Consider the following 14,923-nt stretch of genomic DNA (forward strand, 5'->3'; position numbering starts at 1 on the left):
GGTTCATGGTTGGGTCGAGCGGACCCAGCGCCGGCTGGGTTCCAGGCAGCGGCGCTGGGCTCGGGCGAACAGGTCGACGCTTTCGGGACCTGGCCAGTCCAGCGGGAGCATCGGCTGGGGGAGACCCGGGTCCAGGTAGGGGATGCTGCGCCACTCGTCCAGCAGAGGCACGAAATGCTCGAATGACTGTTGGTCGCTGAGTTTTTCGAGGGTGAGCAGGCCGCGGTGGTGGTCGATGAAGCTGCGGTGGCGCCGGGCAAGGGCCGGCAGGTTCCACCATTGCGCCGCCGCGGCGCGCAGTGAGTTCGGCGTGCTCAGGGTGGTCGCGCGGAACGTCGTGATGTAGTCGTCGAGCTGGAGCGCGGCGATGATCGCCCCGGCCTCGGGCGCCAGATATTCGGGGCAGATCCAGAGGCCGGGGGAGACCGTGCCGCACCCGATCGCGGACAGTCGGCGCCGGAGCTGGTGGCGCGCGGCGCGCTCCGACTCCGGGATGCCGAACGAAATCAGGTGCCAGGCATCGTCTTCGGCCATTTGCCGGAAGCCGAAGATGCGCGGTTCGCCGCGCAAGTACATCGCTTCGGCGGCGTCGGTGATCCGGTAGCCGCTTTGCCCGCCCCTGCTCTCGGCGTCCAGCACGCCCTTGCTCTTCAGCCGGGCGACCGCGGTTCTGGTGCTCTGCTCCGGAATCCCCAGTCGCGCAAGCAATGCGCTGAAATCGGCGATCGCGATCCAGCCACCGAGATCGCGGACGTACGCGCCGAGCACCGTCCTGGCCAGCGAGGTGACGCTGCCCGGCCGCGAATCGATGTCGTCGAGGACGGCACCCTTGGGGTCAGTGCTAGCCGAGCTCATCGCGGATCGCCGCCACTCCAGCGAGCACCTCGGCGTATGTCGTGCTCAGCGGGCTCAATCCGATCCGAATGCCGTGCGGTCGCCGGAAATCCGGGATGATGCCGCGCTGCCAGAGGCGGGCGGTGACATCGCGGAACTCGGGATGGTCGATCGTCACGTGGCCACCGCGGCGGGCGGAGTCCGTCGGCGAGGACACCGTGACGCCGAGCGGCACCAGCCATTCCTGCACCAGCTCGAGCGCGAATTCGGTGAGGGCGACGGACTTTTCCCGCACCGCGGGCATGCCTGCCTCCTCGATCAGATCGAGCATGTCTTGGATCGGCAGCATGCCGATGATCGCGGGCGTCCCGCTGATGACCCGGCGGATCCCTTCGGCGGGCACGTATCCCTGCGCCATCTCGAACGGGCTCTCGCGCCCCATCCAGCCCCAGATCGGCTGCGTGAAATCGGCGAGATGCTCGGCTCTGACATAGGCGAACGCCGGTGCGCCCGGCCCGCCGTTCAAGTATTTGTAGGTGCAGCCGACCGCGAAATCGACTGCCCAGGAATCGAGTTCGATCTCCACCGCACCTGCCGAATGGCACAGGTCGAGCAGCAGCAAGGCGCCGGCGTCGTGCGTGACGGCACAGATCTCCTGCGCGTCGAGCAGGTAGCCGGACCGGTAGGCGACATGGCTGAGCACCACGAGGGCGGTGCGTTCCGAGACGACGGCTGCCACGTCCTGCGCGGTGACACCGCCGGTGAACTCCGGCTCGATCCATCGCAGGGTCAGTCCGAGCTCGCCTGCGATCGCCTCGAGCAGGTAGCGATCGGTGGGAAAGTTGTCGCGGTCGAGCACGATCTCGGTGCGCCCCTGCCGCAGCGCGAGCGCGCCGCGCGCGATCTTGTACAGCAGCACGGTGGTCGAGTCGCCGATGGTGGTCTGCCCTGGGGCGGCGCCGAGCACCGCGGCGCCGATCCGCTCGCCGATCGTGACCGGCAGGTCGAACCACTGCTCGTCCCAGCCGCGGATGAGCCGTCCACCCCACATCTCGGTGACGAAATTCGTGAGCCGGTCGGCGCTGGCCTTGACGGGCCTGCCGAGCGAGTTGCCGTCGAGATAGGCGACGATCTCCGGATCGTCGCTGCCGAGGAACCGGCCAGGAAAGTCCCGCAGCGGGTCTGCCTCGTCGAGAGCCTGTGCGCGGGTGGCGAAGTCGACAGGGGTGGTGGTCACGAGGTCAGACTCCGATCTCGGTGCGTACCGCGAACAACTCGGGGAAGAAGGTGAGATCCAGTGCGCGCTGCAGGAAGCCGACCCCGCTGGATCCGCCGGTGCCCTTCCTGGTGCCGATGGTGCGCAGCACCGTGCGCATGTGCCGGAACCGCCACAGCTGGAAATTCTCCTCGAGGTCGACGAGCTCCTCGAACGTCTCGTAGATCGACCAATGCTTCTCCGGCGCTAGATAAATGGACTTCACCAGCGGAATCAGGTCGGGGTCGAGGACGTAGGCCTTGGTCACGTCCCGGTCGAGCGTCGACTGCGGCACCTCGAATCCGCTGCGCGAAACATGATGCCAGAACGCGTCGTAGAGGCTCGGCTCGGTCAACAACGTCTGCAGGTCGTCGTGCGCCACCGGGTCCGAGGCAAAGACCTTGAGCAGCGCGGCGTTCTTGTTGCCGAGAATGAACTCGAGGGCGCGGTACTGATGCGACTGGAAGCCGGACGCGCTGCCGAGCACGTGCCGGAACTGGGCGTACTCCGTCGGCGTCAGCGTCGCGAGGACCGACCACTGCTCGGTCATGGACTTCTGGATCTGCTTCACCCTGGCAATGCATTTGAGCGCCATGCCGGGGTCGTCGGCCTCGAAACCCGCACGCGCCGCGCGGATCTCGTGCAGCACGAGTTTGAGCCACAGCTCGGTGGTCTGGTGCTGGATGATGAACAGCAGTTCATCGTGATGCTCCGGTCGCGTCCGCGGATGCTGGGCGCTGAGCAGAACATTCAGGTCGAGATAGTCGCCGTAGTTCATCTTGGCGCTGAAATCGGTGACGATGTCGTGTTCCAGTGCGCGGGTATTGCGCTCTACGGTCATGCGAAAACCCCACTCGTTAGGTGCTACCTACCTCCCACCGTATGACATTATCGTGACGCACGCCAGGTATGTGTCATAGAAGGGTAAGGTGGCGCATATGTACGTCGTCTTCGGGCCCGATGCGGTCAAGGACTGGCGCACAGCCGCCGAACTGCTCGCCGAGGCCTTCGCCGCGCACGAGGTGACCGGCGAGCTGGTGCCGACGAGTGATCCGGCCGAGTTCGCGGCCGCCGTCCGGGCCGTGGCCGACGACGCGGAATTCATCGTGGTCCCCGGTTCGGCCGCATTGCCCGACGTCGCCGATCGGCAGGTGATCCGGGTGGATTTCGGACGGTGTCCGCTGGACACGGCGCCCGGAGTCCGGGCGCACATCCGTGGTCGTGGCCTCGACGGCCTCCGCTATGCCGTCTCGAGCTGGTACTTCCGCCGATTCCACGCACCAGTCGTGCACACCTACGGCACGCATCGGCAGCAATGGGCTGACCTGCGCATGCCGCCAGGTCCTGGCCCATTTCCCGTGGCCGTGCTGATCCATGGGGGATATTGGAAGCCATGGTGGGACGCCGACATCATGGACGCCCTTGCCGTCGACCTCACCGCACGCGGGTACGCCACCTGGAACATCGAGTACCGGCGTCCGATCGAATCCGATTGGCAGACAATGGCGGACGACGTTGCCGCCGCGTACGCGGCGCTCGCTGACATTCCGGCGGCCAACCGGCTCGATCTGGATCGGATCGTCGTCGTCGGTCACTCGGCGGGTGGGCAGCTTGCGCTGCGCTTGGTCGCCGATGCGCCGACGCCGCGGCCCGCGCTGGCCGTGAGCCTGGCCGGTGTCCTCGACCTGCACCCGGCGTGCGAGCGTGCGCTGGGCGACAACGCGGTCTCGATGGCCCTCGGTCGCCGCTACAGTGCGGAGGTCCACCGGCACAGCTCGCCGATCGAACGGCTCCCGATCGGGATCCCGCAGCTGGTGGTCGTCGGGCTCGACGACGATCCGGACCTGCTGGAGATCAGCAGGCATTACGTGAATCGCGCGACGGCGGCGCACGACCCTGTCGGCTTCATCGAGCTGCCGGGCGACCACTTCGCGGTGATCGACCCGAGCGCCGAGATCTGGCGGCACACTATGGAATCGGTGTCGCACACCCTCGGCGTCGGCGGTGAAATGTCGGATTCGGCCTAGCATTCCTGCCGATTCTCGGTCGCCAGGCGGAAAATGTCCGTTTTCCTGCCGCTTGTATTGCCCCGAGAACTGTTGGCTTTCGGCGATTTTCGGCGCTACATAGGCTTGCCCGCACACAATCCGCACGACTCCGAGTGAGTCCTGCAGGTTCGGACAAAATCCGAAATGTGTGGACACATATGGCAATTCCGTCGACATCAGCGGCGGCTGGCCGGAAATATAGTGCTAGGTGGTACAACAGAATGAAGGTTGGCGTCACAGGTGGGTCGGGGTTCATCGGCTCGTATGTCTGTGAGGAACTGGTGCACCGCGGTCACGAACCCGTGATCTTCGACCACCGACGCCATGCGGGGAAGCAGCCGTACGAGGTCATGCTCGGCGATATCCGCGACGGAACCGCGATGACCGAGCTCGCCGCACACTGCGAAGGCATCATCCACCTCGCTGCCGTGCTCGGTACGCAGGAGACGATCAAGCAACCTCGCCCCGCGGCGGAGACGAATCTTGTTGGCGGACTGAACTTCCTGGAAGCAGTGGCGCAATACGACCTGCCCGGCGTTTACATCTGCGTCGGCAATCACTGGATGAACAACAGCTACTCGATTTCCAAGACCGCCGTCGAGCGGTTCGTGCACATGTTCAACGCCTATCGCGGCACCCGTGTCACCAACGTCAGGGTCGTCAATGCCTACGGGCCGAGGCAGACCGCAGCGGCGCCGTTCGGCGCGGGCAAGGTACGCAAGTTCACCCCCGCGGTGATCTGCCGTGCGTTGTCGGGATGGCCGGTGGAACTGTATGGCGGCGGTGTGCAACTCTCCGACATGGTGTGGGTGGGTGACGTTGCGCGAGTGCTTGTTTCGGCGCTGGAGGCGGCGGACAACGGCGTGGTGCCCGACGCGGTGATGGAAGTGGGGCCCGCGCATTCACAGTCGATTCGCTCGGTGGCCGAGCTGATCATCGATCAGTGCGTCGCACTCGGATACCCGAGGGTGCCGATCGTCGATCTGCCGATGCGACCCGGTGAGGAGCCCGGCGCCACGGTGCGCGCGGACCCGATGACGTTGCCCGCCATCGGTGTCGACCCGGAATCGCTGCTGCCGTTGGCGGACGGCATGCGCCGCACGATCGAGTGGTTCGTCGAAACCCGTGGCACGCACTGGACGGCGCCGGAATCGCGCGAAACAGCAACGGCGTGACGTGATGGTGAGCGTCACCGTGGTGGTGCCGTGCCGCGACGAGCAAGACAATGTGGTTGCGGCGCATCGGGCGATCGTCGACGAACTCGGCGAGCACGACGTGGAGGTGTTGTTCGTCGACGACGGCAGCGTCGACGAGACCCTGCCGTTGATCATCGGACTCGCCGCCGAGGACGCACGGGTGCACTACATTTCGTTCGCCCGCAACTTCGGCTTCGAAGCCGCCTTCGCGGCGGGCTACAAGTACGCGACCAAGGCGTGGATTCTGCACGTGGACGCCGACCTGCAGAGCCATCCGAGCCAGGCGCATCAGCTGATCGCGGCGGCCACGGATCGGGTGGACGCGGTCTTCGGCGTGCGGGACCAACGCAAGGATCCGCGGCTGCGGCGTTGGGGATCGACCCTGTCGGACGTGATCGCGCGCCGTGTGCTCGGCATCGAAATGCCGCAGGGGGCGACGACGTTTCGGCTGGTGCGTGCGGGCATCGCGCGCCGAATTGTCGAATTGCGGCGTCCTGCACCGTATTTCATGGCGTCGCTGCCCGCGGTGACGAATCGGTATGTGACCGTGCGGACGGCGCATCAGGCGCGGCGGGCAGGTTCGTCCAAATTCACCGTCGTTCGGCTGGCCAGGCACGCGCTCGACCTCTACGTCGGGCATTCCACCGCACTTGCTTCCGGCGCGACGCTGCTGCTGGCCGCCGCTACCGTCGTCGGGGCGGTGGCGCTGGTGCTGCTCGGCGCCGGGATCATCGGGACCGCCGCGGCACTGTCGGCGGTGCTGCTCACCCAGGTGGCGGCGTTGCCGACCATCGCGCTGACGCTGCGGTACTCGGTCATGGTGGCGCGTCGCACCGATCGGGCGCTGTACTACGTGCGGGCATCCGACCTGGCCATCGATGATGCCGATCGACTGCATCTGGAGCGTGCGACGATCGGTGGTGGCGTGCGATGACTCCTACCTTGGTGATCCTCGGTGGCGCCGATGGTTCCACGTCCACCTTCCGCCGTGCCCGCGAACTCGGGTACCGCACCATCTGCGTCGATCGCCGCGGTGACGCGGTCGCCCGGCCACTCGCCGACGAGTTCGTGCAGGCCAGCATCCGCGATCCGCAGCTGATCGCGGCCGAACTCGACGGGCGCACCGACATCGCCGGCGTGTTGTCCCCGGCCAGCGATACCGGGCTACCCGCCCAGCGGTGGCTGGCGCAGCTGTGGCGGCTGCCCGATCCGGTCGCGGCGACGGCGGTGCTTGCCTCGCAGGACAAGTCGCACTTTCGTGCGGTGTGCGATCGACTGGGGTTCCCCGGCTACGGCTATGTCGCGGGTTCCGCCGACGGTGACCTCGTGCTGCGGGCCGCCGCCCTTCGGTTCCCGGTGTTGGTCAAACCCCTTGATGCACAGAGCAGCCGAGGCATCCAGGTGTGCGCCGACGTGTCCGATGTTGCGGCAGCGGCGCGGGAGGCGGCGCGTTATGCGAGCGCGGGGGAGGTGATCGTGGAAGAACAGCTGGCCGGAAACCACTACAGCGCCGAAGCATTCGTCGACGCGGGACGGATCGCGTTCGTCGGGGTCAGTGCACGCACGCTGACTCCCGCGCCACATTTCGTGACGACGGCACACCGCGTGCCCGCCGATCTCGCTGCCGCACAGCAGCACGCGCTGATCGGGCTCCTCGACGAGCTGGTGGCCGAGTTGGGTTATCTGCGTGGACCATTGACCATTGATCTGCTGATCGATCCCGCGGGTCGGCTGCACTTGATCGAAATGGGCGCCCGCGTCGGCGGCAACGGGCTCGGCGAGCTGGTCCGGCACGCCTACGGTGTCGACACCGTAGCCGCCTCGATCGCTGCCGCGACCGGCGGTGCGGCCGACATGGTTCCGACGCGGTCGCGGGCGGCGGTCTCGGAAGTCCTCTATACCGACGAGGCGGGGGTGGTCGCCGACGTGGTCGGCGCCGACGCCGCCGCGACCGTACCGGAGCTGGTGGAGTTGATTCTGTTCGCACGTCGAGGGCAAGCGGTGCTTCCGTACCATAATGCCGCAAACAAGTTGGGGCACTTCGTCGTTGTCGCCGACAGCCCGGACCGGGCGGCGGCCGCCGCCGCAGCGGTGCGCGCCACGCTTCGCTTCGAACTGAGCGGTGCCGCATGAGGCCGGCGGTGCGCAGCGCGGTGCTCGCGGCACTGGCGATCGTCGCCGCGGGCCTGGTGTGGCTGGCGTCGGGGCGCGAGCAGAGCATCCAAAATCTCTGGACACTGCTTGCCTCGCTGGTCCCCTTCGTGCTGGCGGCCGAGACGATCGCAAGCCTGCGGCCGCACTGGTTTCAACGCGGGCGAGTCGTCGAACTCTGTGCTCTCGGTGCGTTTCTCGTCGTGTTCTGCTTCCTCGTCCCGAAGATCTTCGCCGCCGCGATCGACAACAACTTCGACAAGCTGTACTCGTGGATGCGGATCCTGGTCCCGCTGCTGATCCTGTGCCTTGCCCTCATGCTGCGGTTGGGTGGTGCGGCACCGGCCGTCGCCCGCCGGGTCAGCTACGCGGGCATCCTCGTCATGCTCTCGGGGATCGAGGATCTCGCGTTCCAGCTGCTGCGCGGCAAACCGCTGGCCGCGCAGTGGGATTGGGCCGACCACATGACGGTGCGGCTCGGCCACGTCGCGAGCCGCAACGAGGCGCTGGCGTTCATCGTCGTGCATCTGCTGCTTGCCGGGCTAGTGCTCTTCCTGCCCGACCGGTTCTGGCATCGCCTCGGTGGTGGGTTCCGCCGTCGCACTGTGAGTTTGCGACGCACTGTGAGTTTGCGACGCGGTGTGAGTTTGCGACGCGGTGCGAACGGCCAGCGGGGCAGTGGCGCCAGGCAGCGAGCGGACGCGCGCACCCGCTGATGGTATCGACTCCTGCCGCGCGGTCGACGCTGCCCGCGGTGCGCACGGTGGTGTCGCTGGTGCTCGGGCGCGGCGGATTCCGCATCGCCTACCACGGGATCGGGCTTGTCCTGTTGGCATGGTGGGGCGCAGAGGTTTTCGCGATCTATGCGAGCGCGGTCGGTGCGACGGCGTGGCTTGCGCTGCTGAGTTCCGGGCCGGAGAAGGCGGTGCTGAAGCTCGTCCCTCGGTTGCCGAGAACCGGCGGGGTGGTCGCTCGCACCGCGGTGCTCACCTCAGCGCTGCCGCTGGCTGTCGCGCTGGTGTTGGTGCTCGCGACCGCAGGTTCGGCGGTGGTGGTCTATCCGCTCGCGGCGGCGTGGAGCGCGGCGCTCGGGTTGCTCACGGTGCTGGTCGCGGTGCATCGCGCGGCGGGGCGGCCGATGCGCGACAGCCGAGGGTTTCTCCTGCTCGCCGTGCTGCTTGCGGTGGCGGTGCTTGCCGGTGTTGGCGGCGGACTTTCGCCCGCCGGGCAGTTGGTGCTACTGGCCGCGGTCACACTGGGTGTCGCGTTGTGGTCGGCGCGGGGTGCCGTGCCGGTCGGCGCGCTGCGTCCGCGGCGCGGCGCCACCACCGCGATTCTGCGTGCCGAGCTGCTGCTCGGGTTGTACGAACCGTTGGGAAGCGCAGCCGTCGGGGTGTTGTATGCAGTGCTCGCGCTCAGCGGCCAGCGGGAGGCGAGCACGACCTTGTATCTGGCGCTGCTGGTGTCGAGCGTGGTCGGCTCGTTGACGCTGTACCTGTTGCGGATCTACCAACCCGTTTCGTCGCTGCGGCTGCGCGGTACGGGCGCGCGGGCCGGTGTCGATATCGCCCGCAGACTGCTGATCGTCGGCCTCGGCGCGGGTGTCGTCGGCTGTGCTCTCGTCGGCGCGGTCGCCGGGCAGCTGTCGGCCGCGGCGCTGATTGTGCTGCTGCTCTGCTTCGAGATCCCGATCCATGCGGTCGTCAGCCTCGCGCTGTTCCTGTTGGAGAACGCCGGACGGCAGCAGCTGACGGTGGCGGCGGCAAGTGCCGCAACACAATTCGTTGCGGTCACGGTGCTTGCCGCTGTGCTCGTGCCCGCGCACGGACCGCCCGCGGCGCTCTGGGTGCTGGTCGCCTCCTACGTCGTGCTCGCGGCGACGACGCTGCCGCGACTGCGGTCGGAACAGGGGAGATGATGCACGTCGAGACCTTCGACCCGCACCGGGAGCCAGCACCGCCGTGGTGGGAGGACTGGCGGCAGTCGGCCGGACTGCGCGCGACCTGGGCGTGGGACGTGCTGGCCGCCGCGGGCCCTCGGCTCGGCATCGCCGTCGTGCGCGACGGCGGCGATATTGCCGCGATGGCCGCGGCGCGCTGGATGGTGGTCGCCAATGTCGCCGCGCCGGGCAGCACCGGCCAGCCTGGCTGGTGGGTGGCCGAGCCGGGAAGGGAGACAGAGCTTTTCGCGGTGCTCGCGCGGGGCCTGCGCACCCGCTTTCGCTATGCGGTGCTCGGCACGCTGTGGCGCGAACTCGATCTCGGCCAGGCCGAGGCATTCGGCGGTGTCCGGATCGCCAGGACGGTGAATCCGACTGCGGTGCTTCCGGTCGCGTGGCCCGACGAGCAGGGCTGGCTGCGCACGCTGTCGTCGAATCGACGCCGGAGTCTGCGGGCCGAGGCCAAGTGGTTGGCTCGCGATCAAGACCTCGTCGCGGGCAGTGGGCCCGCCGCCGCACTCGACGCCGATCAGCTGATCGAGCTGTTCCGCCGGACCGAGGCGAAGTACGACGGCCTCGGCCGGGCGCCGCGCATGTCCGACGAATGGCTGCACCGGCTGCTGTGCCGCCCCGACGTGTACGCGGTGCACTATCACGACTCGGCGCGAAAACTGCTGGCGGCGTTCACGATTCTCGACCATCCGAGCTGGCCGCTGGTGCATCGGTGGGGCGCGCTTCCTGTCGCGGAAGGCGGTCGCAAGCACCTGTACTTCGACGCCTTCCGGCGCACCGTCGGGTGGGCAGCTGCCGCCGAGAAGCAAGGGCTGATCTGGGGCAAAGGGCTACCCGATGTCAAAGTGCGTCTCGGCTGCCACCTGGAAGCGCGATATGCCGTCGCCGTCGCCGGGCGCTGAATAGTAGTAAACGCAGCCATAAACAGTACGTCTTTATCGTCGCGGTAAATTGCGCCGTAATCGGCGCGTGCCGTTCCCTGGATTTCGTGAATGTTTTTGTAGGGTGAAATAGTGACGGTGCTGCTGAGTCGGGGGCAGGACAATGTGCTCGAAACCGAGCACATCATGGTTTCGGTGCGGCACAGCGCGGCGGTGGATCTGTCCGCCTTGCTGCTCACCGCGAAAGGCATGGTCCGGACGGACGCCGATCTGGTCTTCTACAACCAGCCTCTCGGCGAGGGGGTGCGCCTGGTGCGCACCGCCGGTGAGCCGAGCGCCTTGGTGATGGACCTGCGCGCCATCCCCGCCGACATCGACCACGTCCGAGTCGTCGTCACCCTCGATGATCAGCAGGACGGCTTCGACAAGTACGCGGCACCGGATCTGCGAATCGACGACGCTGCGGGAAATCGCCTGTGCGACTACGTCATCGACGGTGTCGGCGCGGAATCGACGGTGGTCGCCGTCGACTTCGCCCGCAACGAGTACGGCTGGCAACTCCGCCCCCTCGGCCAGGGTTACGCAGGCGGCTTCGCCGACCTGATCACCGCGCACGGCGTCGAGGTCGGCCACGCACCCAGGTTGGTGGTACAGCCTCCCTCTGCTGAGGAGCTGCCGGAACCACTCGGCCCGAGCGAGCTGACCACTCGCCCCGAAATCACCTTGTGTGCACGGGGCGGCACGGAACTGTCCCATGTGAAAATGGCATTGGGCTGGGACCCGGTTCGCGAACCAGGGCGATTCGGATTGCGCGAAGCCGATATCGACCTCGACGCCTCGGCGTTGGTCTTTTCCGGCCGAGAACTACTCGATGCGGCGTTCTACGGTCAATTGTCCTCGAAAGACGGTGCCGTCCGTCATCAAGGCGACAATCTCACCGGTGCAGGCAATGGTGAAATGATCTCCGTCGACCTCACCCGTTTGCCTGGCCGGGCCTCGACCGTTTTCTTCGTTGTCACGTCGTACGCGGGCCACACCTTCGAACGGGTGCACAACGCGTACTGGCGCTTGGTCGACGGCGGCACCGACCTGGAGCTCAGTGGCGGCAACCTCCGCGTCGGCGGCAACCACACCGGCATGGTGGTGGCGAAAGTCCAGCGGACCGACGAGGTCTGGCGGTTTCGAGCGCTTGGTGCGCCCATTCAGGCGGGCCACCCGGTCGAGGCCGCCGAGCAGGTGGCTCCCTACCTCTGAGCTGTCTTCGGATCAGCGACCGGCTCAGTCGACGAGCGCGCCGCAGGACAGATTGAGGATCGCGCCGGTCATCGCGCCCGCACCGTCCGATGCGGCAAACACCGCCGCCTCGGCGAGCTCGGCCAGGCGGGGGAGCCTGCCGAGGCGGGTATCGGCGATCAGTGGTTGCAGCTCCGGATCGTCCGCCGCCAGGCCGGGCACGGTCTCCGGCGTGAAATTGGGTCGCAGGCACACCACTCGCACACCCTGCCTGCCGACTTCGCCCGCGAGGCTGCGCGTCAATGCCTCGACTCCGGCACACGCGATATTGAAGCCGCCCATCCGATGCCGGGATTCACCGGCCGCGGTGCTCGACAACAGCACGATGGCGCCGGATCGCTGCGCGGTCATTCTGCGCGCGGCCGCCGTCGCGGTGATGAAATGTGCCCGCGCACTCTCGATGATGGGCGTCATGAAGTCGGTCAGCTCCATGTCGACAAGGGGTATGTCCTGAACTTCATTGACATTCACCGCATTGAACGAGATGTCGAGGGAACCGCCTTGTTCGACCACCTGGTCCGCGTGTGCTGCTACGGACGCTCGATCGTGCACATCGACCTGAGCGACGGTGGCCCGCCCACCACCGCCGATTATCTCGTCGGCTACCGCCTCGAGTGTCTTCTCGGTCCGCCCAACGAGATACACGTGCGCGCCCTCGCGCGCGAAGGCCCGCGCCACTGCGCCACCGATGCTGCCTGCCGCGCCGTAGACCACAGCGTTCTTGTCGTTCAATCGCATAGCGGTACAGACGGTGCGCACCCGCCGAAATCATCGGCGGAGTCGTTCAGCGCCGATGTTGTGCCGTCGACGCATTGATCGGAACGCATCGGCCGGGGAGTATGGAGGACGTGGGCAAAGGTGCGGGGACCAGGGGGAATCCATGGGTAGCGCTGCGCCCTGACGAGGACGCCGAGCAAGTCGGCACCGATGTCTCCGCCGCACACGCCTCCTTCGTCGAACGCGGTGCGGCACACGCGCCGGTCCGCGACGTCATCGAGGCGTCCTGGCTCCGCAGCCGCGGCAACGGCGTCGACCCGGACCGGCAGATCGGCCGGACCGCCCTCACCGGAACCGAATTGGAGCGCTACCGGCGCACCCACCCGATGTCCTCGGTCCGCCCGGTCGTGCAGACCCTGCTGGTCGAAGACGCCGAAGACACGGGGCTCCTGGTGGCGCTCAGTGACGCCCGCGGCCGATTGCTCTGGGTGGAAGGCGATTCGGCCGCCAAGGACCGAGCCGCCGCCATGAACTTCGTCGACGGCGCCGACTGGAGCGAAGCCGCCGTAGGCACCAACGCCCCGGGAACGGCCCTCGCCCTTGACCATTGCGTCCAGATCTTCGGCGCCGAACACTACAGCCGCCTGGTGCACCCATGGAGTTGTGCCGCAGGACCGGTCCACGACCCGGTCACCGGCCGAATCATCGGGGCCATCGACATCACCGGCGGCCCCCGCGTCGCAGCTCCGGAGGTCCTGTCGCTGATCAGAGCCACCGTCGCAGTGGCCGAATCCGAACTCCGAGCCCACCCGATCGCCTGCCATGAGACGCCGCGGGTGGAACTACTCGGCGCCGCCCCCGCCCTGTTGTTCGGCAACGAGCGAATCACGCTGTCGCGCAGGCACTCCGAAATCCTGCTCCTGCTCATGGAGCATCCAGAGGGTCTGGGGACCGAACACATCGCCGTGCTGTTGGACGAACGAGACCTCGACGCGGTCACTGTCCGTGCCGAAATCTCCCGCCTCCGTAGGATTCTCGGCGGCAACACGCTCGGCTCCCGCCCCTACCGGCTACTGGCAGAACTCGATTCGGACGTCGGCGAATTGCGTAACAGCCTGCGCCGCGGCGATATCGCCGCAGCCATCGCGTGTTACCGCGGCCCGCTGCTCCCCACCTCCCGCGCACCCGGCGTCGGCCGCATCCGCGAATCACTCCGCGCTCGCCTGCGCGCTGCCGTCCTGAAATCCCGCGACCCCGCCATCCTCAACTGGTGGATCGCCTCCGTGGAAGGCCGCGAAGACCGCACCGCCTGGTCGGCCTACCTGGCTTCCCTCGACCGAGATTCCTCGCTGTACGCACAGGTACGAGCCCAGCTCGCCGTCTTGGACCAAGAACTGACCGCCCAATGAACCGTTCGGATGATCGAGGAACAGCAGGCAGTCATCTCCGGTGATATCTGGCATTCTGGCCGCTATGGACACGGATGCCTTGTCTCAGCGGTTGTTCCAGAACCTCACGGGTGCACTGGAGATGTACGCCATCTACTTGGGTGAGCGCCTCGGTTACTACCGGGCGCTCGCCGATGGCGGCCCGATGACCGCCGCGGAACTGGCCGCTACTACCGGAACAGCGGAACGCTACACGCGCGAATGGCTCGAACATCACGCCACTGCCGGGTTGCTGGAGGTGGACGGCGGCCATCGATTCACGCTGCCGCCGTCGCACATTCCGGTGCTGGCCGACCGGGACAGCGTGCTGTTCGACACGCAGCACAGCATCAACCTTGTCCGCGTCGGCCGTCGGATGGCCGATCTGGTGGAGGCATATCGGACCGGTGCTGCGCCGCCGCCGATTCCGTGGGAACCCGAGGGCCGGGCCGAGTCGAACCGGCCACTGTTCCTCAATCTGCTTGGCAAGCAATGGCTTCCTGCCATTCCGGAGATCCATGAGCGACTCTCGTCCGGGCCCGCCAGGGTTTGCGACATTGCCTGCGGTCTCGGCTGGTCGAGCATTGCCATGGCGCTGGCGTATCCGACACTGACCGTCGACGCCCTGGACCTGGACAAGATGGCCATCTCCGCCGCGCAGCAAAACGCTGCCGCCGCAGGCGTATCCGATCGGGTGACCTTCTCCGCGACGGACGCCGCCGGCTTGGCAGGCACCGAGAGGTACGACCTCGTCACCATCATCGAGGCACTGCATGACATGACGCACCCGGTCGCCGCATTGGCCGCCGCGCGGAAGTTACTGGCGGAGAAGGGATCTGTCCTGGTCATCGACCTGTGGACGGAAGACGAGCTCACCGCTCCCGGTTCCGTACGAGAACAACAGGAATACGGCTGGAGCCTGACCGCCTGCCTGCCAGGCGCCATGGGCGACCAGACCTCGGCGGCGACCGGCGCCGTCATGCGCCCGGCGACACTGCGGACATACGCCCGCGAGGCAGGCTTTACGAACGTGACGATCCACCCGATCGACAACGACAAGTTCCGGTTCTACGAACTGACTTGACCGGAGCAGGGTCTTCGAACGGGCACCGGATCGCGTCGCACGTGGTCCGGTGGGCTGATCGCGAAACGGATGATAAGTCAACAAGA

Annotated in this window: 14 protein-coding genes; 10 read left to right on the forward strand and 4 right to left on the reverse strand. The window is 67.1% G+C overall.

The features are described from left to right. Positions 1-3: 3 nt before the first annotated feature. The 3 genes from ACGFNJ_RS39370 to ACGFNJ_RS39380 are packed head-to-tail and all read right to left on the reverse strand — an operon-like array spanning position 4 to position 2,930. A complete protein-coding gene (locus ACGFNJ_RS39370) occupies positions 4-855 on the reverse strand; it encodes a PaaX family transcriptional regulator C-terminal domain-containing protein (RefSeq protein WP_393460797.1) in 852 nt (283 codons plus the stop codon). Further along, positions 842-2,071, reverse strand: a complete 1,230-nt coding sequence (locus ACGFNJ_RS39375) for a kynureninase (protein WP_393460800.1) — start codon at positions 2,069-2,071, stop codon at positions 842-844. The genes ACGFNJ_RS39370 and ACGFNJ_RS39375 overlap by 14 nt, the downstream gene beginning before the upstream one ends. A gap of 4 nt (positions 2,072-2,075) precedes the next feature. Next, entirely contained in the window at positions 2,076-2,930 is an 855-nt protein-coding gene (locus tag ACGFNJ_RS39380; RefSeq protein ID WP_393460803.1) for a tryptophan 2,3-dioxygenase, read from the reverse strand. Between the two features lie 97 nt (positions 2,931-3,027). Here ACGFNJ_RS39380 and ACGFNJ_RS39385 point away from each other — a divergent pair, with 97 nt between their 5' ends. The 8 genes from ACGFNJ_RS39385 (at position 3,028) to ACGFNJ_RS39420 (ending at position 11,570) form a co-directional block, all read left to right on the forward strand. Next, positions 3,028-4,116 (forward strand): alpha/beta hydrolase family protein, encoded by a 1,089-nt coding sequence (locus ACGFNJ_RS39385; protein ID WP_393460806.1) that lies wholly within the window; start codon positions 3,028-3,030, stop codon positions 4,114-4,116. Between the two features lie 242 nt (positions 4,117-4,358). Continuing rightward, positions 4,359-5,312, forward strand: coding sequence for an NAD-dependent epimerase/dehydratase family protein (locus ACGFNJ_RS39390; protein ID WP_393460809.1), 954 nt, complete (start codon positions 4,359-4,361; stop codon positions 5,310-5,312). A gap of 4 nt (positions 5,313-5,316) precedes the next feature. Beyond that, positions 5,317-6,267 carry a glycosyltransferase family 2 protein gene (locus ACGFNJ_RS39395; RefSeq protein ID WP_393460812.1) on the forward strand — a complete coding sequence of 317 codons (951 nt, stop codon included), beginning with the start codon at positions 5,317-5,319 and terminating at the stop codon, positions 6,265-6,267. Beyond that, positions 6,264-7,466, forward strand: coding sequence for an ATP-grasp domain-containing protein (locus ACGFNJ_RS39400; protein ID WP_393460815.1), 1,203 nt, complete (start codon positions 6,264-6,266; stop codon positions 7,464-7,466). Before ACGFNJ_RS39395 ends, ACGFNJ_RS39400 begins: the two co-directional genes overlap by 4 nt. Beyond that, complete coding sequence (locus tag ACGFNJ_RS39405) at positions 7,463-8,200, forward strand: hypothetical protein (RefSeq protein ID WP_393460817.1); 738 nt, start codon at positions 7,463-7,465, stop codon at positions 8,198-8,200. Before ACGFNJ_RS39400 ends, ACGFNJ_RS39405 begins: the two co-directional genes overlap by 4 nt. Then, positions 8,200-9,402, forward strand: coding sequence for a hypothetical protein (locus tag ACGFNJ_RS39410; protein ID WP_393460820.1), 1,203 nt, complete (start codon positions 8,200-8,202; stop codon positions 9,400-9,402). Before ACGFNJ_RS39405 ends, ACGFNJ_RS39410 begins: the two co-directional genes overlap by 1 nt. Continuing rightward, complete coding sequence (locus ACGFNJ_RS39415) at positions 9,399-10,337, forward strand: hypothetical protein (protein WP_393460823.1); 939 nt, start codon at positions 9,399-9,401, stop codon at positions 10,335-10,337. Before ACGFNJ_RS39410 ends, ACGFNJ_RS39415 begins: the two co-directional genes overlap by 4 nt. 111 nt (positions 10,338-10,448) lie before the next feature. Then, on the forward strand, positions 10,449-11,570 hold the full coding sequence (locus tag ACGFNJ_RS39420) for a TerD family protein (RefSeq protein WP_393460826.1): 1,122 nt from the start codon (positions 10,449-10,451) through the stop codon (positions 11,568-11,570). 24 nt (positions 11,571-11,594) lie between these two features. Here ACGFNJ_RS39420 and ACGFNJ_RS39425 read toward each other — a convergent pair whose 3' ends face one another. Continuing rightward, on the reverse strand, positions 11,595-12,347 hold the full coding sequence (locus tag ACGFNJ_RS39425; RefSeq protein WP_393460829.1) for an SDR family NAD(P)-dependent oxidoreductase: 753 nt from the start codon (positions 12,345-12,347) through the stop codon (positions 11,595-11,597). A 101-nt stretch (positions 12,348-12,448) separates the two neighbouring features. On the opposite strand from ACGFNJ_RS39425, the gene ACGFNJ_RS39430 reads away from it, so the two are divergent. Beyond that, entirely contained in the window at positions 12,449-13,735 is a 1,287-nt protein-coding gene (locus tag ACGFNJ_RS39430) for a transcriptional regulator (protein ID WP_393460832.1), read from the forward strand. Between the two features lie 64 nt (positions 13,736-13,799). Then, complete coding sequence (locus tag ACGFNJ_RS39435) at positions 13,800-14,837, forward strand: SAM-dependent methyltransferase (protein WP_393460835.1); 1,038 nt, start codon at positions 13,800-13,802, stop codon at positions 14,835-14,837. The last annotated feature ends 86 nt before the right edge of the window (positions 14,838-14,923 follow it).

The organism is Nocardia sp. NPDC049149, assembly GCF_043197455.1.
Classification (GTDB): domain Bacteria; phylum Actinomycetota; class Actinomycetes; order Mycobacteriales; family Mycobacteriaceae; genus Nocardia.

Excerpts from the sequence above, each read along its gene's own strand:
- ACGFNJ_RS39435 (WP_393460835.1), top strand. The coding sequence starts at position 13,800 with ATGGACACGGATGCCTTGTCTCAGCGGTTGTTCCAGAACCTCACGGGT.
- ACGFNJ_RS39370 (WP_393460797.1), bottom strand. The coding sequence starts at position 855 with ATGAGCTCGGCTAGCACTGACCCCAAGGGTGCCGTCCTCGACGACATC.
- ACGFNJ_RS39410 (WP_393460820.1), top strand. The coding sequence starts at position 8,200 with ATGGTATCGACTCCTGCCGCGCGGTCGACGCTGCCCGCGGTGCGCACG.
- ACGFNJ_RS39395 (WP_393460812.1), top strand. The coding sequence starts at position 5,317 with ATGGTGAGCGTCACCGTGGTGGTGCCGTGCCGCGACGAGCAAGACAAT.
- ACGFNJ_RS39385 (WP_393460806.1), top strand. The coding sequence starts at position 3,028 with ATGTACGTCGTCTTCGGGCCCGATGCGGTCAAGGACTGGCGCACAGCC.
- ACGFNJ_RS39400 (WP_393460815.1), top strand. The coding sequence starts at position 6,264 with ATGACTCCTACCTTGGTGATCCTCGGTGGCGCCGATGGTTCCACGTCC.
- ACGFNJ_RS39405 (WP_393460817.1), top strand. The coding sequence starts at position 7,463 with ATGAGGCCGGCGGTGCGCAGCGCGGTGCTCGCGGCACTGGCGATCGTC.
- ACGFNJ_RS39430 (WP_393460832.1), top strand. The coding sequence starts at position 12,449 with ATGGAGGACGTGGGCAAAGGTGCGGGGACCAGGGGGAATCCATGGGTA.
- ACGFNJ_RS39415 (WP_393460823.1), top strand. The coding sequence starts at position 9,399 with ATGATGCACGTCGAGACCTTCGACCCGCACCGGGAGCCAGCACCGCCG.
- ACGFNJ_RS39380 (WP_393460803.1), bottom strand. The coding sequence starts at position 2,930 with ATGACCGTAGAGCGCAATACCCGCGCACTGGAACACGACATCGTCACC.
- ACGFNJ_RS39425 (WP_393460829.1), bottom strand. The coding sequence starts at position 12,347 with ATGCGATTGAACGACAAGAACGCTGTGGTCTACGGCGCGGCAGGCAGC.
- ACGFNJ_RS39390 (WP_393460809.1), top strand. The coding sequence starts at position 4,359 with ATGAAGGTTGGCGTCACAGGTGGGTCGGGGTTCATCGGCTCGTATGTC.